The 4,170-nt window shown below is 43.7% G+C and carries 4 protein-coding genes; all 4 read right to left on the bottom strand.

Going from position 1 to position 4,170, the window contains the following annotated elements:
* Nucleotides 1-169 precede the first annotated feature (169 nt).
* Genes mtaB through prmA form a run of 4 tightly spaced genes read right to left on the bottom strand, consistent with a single transcriptional unit; the run spans nt 170 to nt 4,107 of the window.
* Complete coding sequence (gene mtaB / locus AC1DWN_RS29075) at nt 170-1,561, bottom strand: tRNA (N(6)-L-threonylcarbamoyladenosine(37)-C(2))-methylthiotransferase MtaB (RefSeq protein ID WP_477562365.1); 1,392 nt, start codon at nt 1,559-1,561, stop codon at nt 170-172.
* Nucleotides 1,562-1,566: 5 nt separating this feature from the next.
* The gene (locus AC1DWN_RS29070) at nt 1,567-2,352 is read right to left on the bottom strand and encodes an RsmE family RNA methyltransferase (protein ID WP_477562364.1); all 786 of its coding nucleotides are present in this window, start codon (nt 2,350-2,352) and stop codon (nt 1,567-1,569) included.
* A 52-nt stretch (nt 2,353-2,404) separates the two neighbouring features.
* Nucleotides 2,405-3,112 carry a site-2 protease family protein gene (locus AC1DWN_RS29065; RefSeq protein WP_477562363.1) on the bottom strand — a complete coding sequence of 236 codons (708 nt, stop codon included), beginning with the start codon at nt 3,110-3,112 and terminating at the stop codon, nt 2,405-2,407.
* A complete protein-coding gene (prmA, locus tag AC1DWN_RS29060) occupies nt 3,109-4,107 on the bottom strand; it encodes a 50S ribosomal protein L11 methyltransferase (RefSeq protein ID WP_477562362.1) in 999 nt (332 codons plus the stop codon). The genes AC1DWN_RS29065 and prmA overlap by 4 nt, the downstream gene beginning before the upstream one ends.
* Nucleotides 4,108-4,170 lie beyond the last annotated feature (63 nt).

The raw sequence follows: 4,170 nt of genomic DNA, 5'->3' as shown, positions 1-4,170 counted from the left end.
CCCCTTGCTCGGTCCGACGGTACACAACACCGCCTGCAGAAATTTCTTTCATGTCCGTTTCCCCCTTGCAACGTTTCATGCATAGTATATGCAGCAAAGGATTCCTCTATCTTTTCCGTTAAAGGAATCGATARATAAAGGAATCCTCGCGTTCGTCAAACTTTGGTTGTCAGGCTCTGATCGCTTCCGGACGCTCCAACACAAACGTATGTGTATTCTCACCTAAAGCTTGCGGGCTATACTCATCCAGCACACGGACAAGCGTACCGCGACATTCATTAACCCCTGCTTCGGTAATTTTAACGCGACATAGTTTACCTACCAGATCAACCGTGCCATCGAATACTACCTGAATGTAATTGTCTGTGTACCCCATGACCAATCCTGTTCCTGGTGCGCCCTTATAATCACGTTCAGGAATAACATCAAGCACTTCACCGACATATTGCTTTGCATATTGAAGCTGCATCTTCTCCGACAGATCAATCAATTTGTGGACGCGTTCATTTTTCACTTCTTCTTCCACTTGCTCGTCCATCCGAGCTRCCGGCGTTCCTGTCCGTTTCGAATAAGGGAATACATGCATTTCCGCAAATTTTAGCTCTTCCATAAAGCGGAATCCGCTCTCGAACATTTCTTCCGTTTCACCTGGGAAACCAACGATTACATCGGTAGTGATCGCAACACCTGGCATTGCTTCGTGCAGTCTTTTGATTTTGGCAGCAAATTCTTCTGTTGTATATTTACGACGCATCCGCTTCAATACTGAATTCTCTCCTGCTTGCAGCGGGATATGAAGGTGGCGGCACATTTTACTGGAACGGTTCAACACTTCAATCATAGCATCATCAATTTGACTAGCTTCGATAGAACTAATTCGAATTCTTTCAAGGCCATCTATTTTGTCCAAATCCCACAACAAGCTGGTAAGATTATAGTTTTCCATATCATCGCCATATCCGCCTGTATGAATTCCTGTAAGTACAATTTCCTTGTAGCCTGAGGCAACAAGTTGCCTAGCTTGCTCCAAAACGCTTTGTGCCTCGCGGCTTCGTGATAGCCCGCGTGACCAAGGAATAATACAGAAGGTGCAGAAATTGTTGCAGCCCTCTTGAATTTTCAAGAAAGCACGAGTCCGCTCAGAAAAATCGGGTACGTTAAGCTCTTCAAAGTCGCGCGTCTTCATAATGTTGCGAACTGCGTTAACCGGCTGGCGGTCATCTTGAATTTGATTGACGAAAGTCATTATTTTCTCACGATCCTGTGTCCCGATCACAAGATCAACACCTTCTATTGCCATAATTTCTGCAGGTGAGGTTTGAGCATAACAGCCAGTTACAGCAATTACAGCATCTGGATTACGACGAACAGCGCGTCGAATAATTTGACGGCTCTTCTTGTCTCCCGTATTTGTAACCGTACACGTATTTATTAAATAAACATCCGCAGTCGTTTCAAAATCAACCTGCTCATAACCTTCGTTTTTGAATAACTGCCATATCGCTTCTGTATCATAGAAGTTTACTTTGCAGCCTAATGTATAAAATGCGACCGTTGGCATAGTGGTCACTCTCCTCCCATTTCTCCGGATTCATATAGTAAGCAGGTTAGTCCTACGATACCTGCCGTTTCCGTTCTTAAAATTCTTTTGCCTAAACCGACTAATACGGCGCCAGCCGCTTCGGCTTCAGCAGCCTCACGTTCTGTAAATCCGCCTTCTGAGCCGACAATTAACAAAATGCTCGGATTGCTTGCAGCTGTCGATGCGTCACTACTGGCCATCCACTGTTGCACAGCCACACGTATTCCTTTGCCATGTGCTGCATCACCCTCGCGCTCGTAACAAAAAAGCGCCAAATCGTAACAATCTATCGCCTTAATAAGCTCACGCCAGCTGCGCAACGGCTCAATACTTGGAATACGATTGCGATGCGATTGCTCCGCTGCTTCCTTCGCGATTTTGCTCCAACGATCAATACGCTTTGCTTCCTTCTTACTGTCATACTGAACAATCATCCGTTCGGACTCAAACGGCGCAAATGAATATGCGCCGATTTCAGTCCCCTTCTGGATAACCAGTTCCATCTTATCGCCTTTCGGCAAGCTTTGCGCAATGGTAATCGACCAGCTAGGTTCGCTGTCCGCGCTCATCACTTCAACAATCTCTGCTGTTATTTGTGTGGGAAGAACTTCTCTAACTATAGCTAATACTGTACGCGACTGACCGTCACTTACAATAATCTTATCACCAGGTTTCATTCGCATAACCCGATGCGCGTGATGGGCATCTTCACCAACTAAACGGACATCGGACTTGCCAAACTGCTCAGCAGCTACAAAATATCGTTGCATTGTGTATGTTCAACCACCCTTAAACAAATTCCATCCTTCATAATAGCATGTTTTACGACGAAAAATCTATTAAAAACCGTTCCCAATCAAGAGGTGAAAACACCGATTCACACAGCTCTATCATGGAAAACATCGTTTTATATGATAGTGCTAAAATGGGATCTAACGTTACAGCCCGTAATGGCGGAATGAAAACCAACAATAAGAAAATAAACATACCCCACTGCACATTTTGATCCAATTTGTAACGAATCTTAAGCGGCAATAGATCGGCAATAATTCTATAACCGTCCAATGGCGGCAATGGAATCAAGTTAAATACAAATAGTAGTAAATTAATCKTTATTAGATAATAGAAAAAATGTACTAAAGCGGAGTAGACTCCTACAGAACCAGCATAGAGAGCACCCGTTTCGTTCAGCACATATAAGACGATCATCCCTACGAAGGCAACCAACAAATTACTTAAAGGTCCTACTGCAGATACAATAATCCCCATTAACCTAGGTCTCTTAAATTTACTTGCCATTACTGGCACCGGCTTCGCCCATCCAAATCCCGCTATAAGAAGAAGAATCGTGCCGAAGACATCTAAGTGCACACGAGGATTTAGTGTTACTCTGCCAGCATTATAAGCGGTATCATCTCCGAACTTATACGCGCTGAATGCGTGCGCAAACTCATGCACGGTAAAAGCGATAACAAGCACCAAAAATATAAACGGCAAATCCTCTACCGGATACCATAAAAAATTACTCATTCACTCACCTGCGGCTTTCTAGCAACGAATGCAATCCAATCCTCGTCGCGACGTTTTTCAACAATTTCAAAGCCAGACTCCATTAATCCCGCTTCCACAATATCCTCTTTATTTTTGTACACTCCTGAAGCGATATAAATGCCATTCGGCTTCAATGCTGCATACACATCATCAACAAACATCAAGATGACTTCCGCCAAAATATTGGCAACAACGAGATCAACAGGAAGCGTTACACGTAGAGCATGACCATCAGCAGCGTCATTATCCGTCTCTCCCTCTTTTAGAACACCGAGCAAATCACTTAGCTTCACTTCGATTCTATCTGACAGCTGATTAAGTGTAGTATTTTCTTTTGCGCTGGAAACAGCTACCGGATCTAAGTCAAGTGCAAGGACACTCTTAACTCCTAGAAGACATGCACCAATTGCCAGTATACCAGATCCGGTACCTACATCAATCATTTCTTCCCCGCCGCGAACGACATATTCTAATGTTTGCAAGCAAAGAGATGTTGTAGGATGTGCGCCCGTTCCGAAGGCCATACCTGGATCAAGCTCAATTATCTTTTCATTCGGAGAAGGCTCATATTGTTCCCAAGTCGGTTTAATCGTCAACGTATCGGTAATGCGAAGCGGCTTAAAATATTGCTTCCATGCATCTGCCCAATCCTCATCATCAACAACAACGGCTGAATAGACAACATCACCTGGATCAATATCAAATTCACGAAGCTGTTCAACTCGCGGCTTCAAAGCTGCAATCATTGCATCATTATCCGTATCATCTGTAAAATATCCTTTAATAACAGCTATTCCTTCCGGTATATCGTTAAAAGGAATTTCGTACCATTGCCCAAATGATGTATCGCGGTCTTTGTTCATCGTACCCGATTCTTCAATGGATACGCCCCCAGCTCCCATTTCATGCAAAAAGTTCGATATCATCTCTTGCGCTTCTTCCGTAGTTGTAATCGTTAGTTCGTTCCATTTCATAAATAATGCCCTCCAGTGTTAAAAACCTAACAACTATTGTACACCAGAGTAGTACCTTTGCAC

This window comes from Paenibacillus sp. P4_A7 (assembly GCF_056402455.1).
This window is presented reverse-complemented; position numbering and strand designations above follow the sequence as displayed.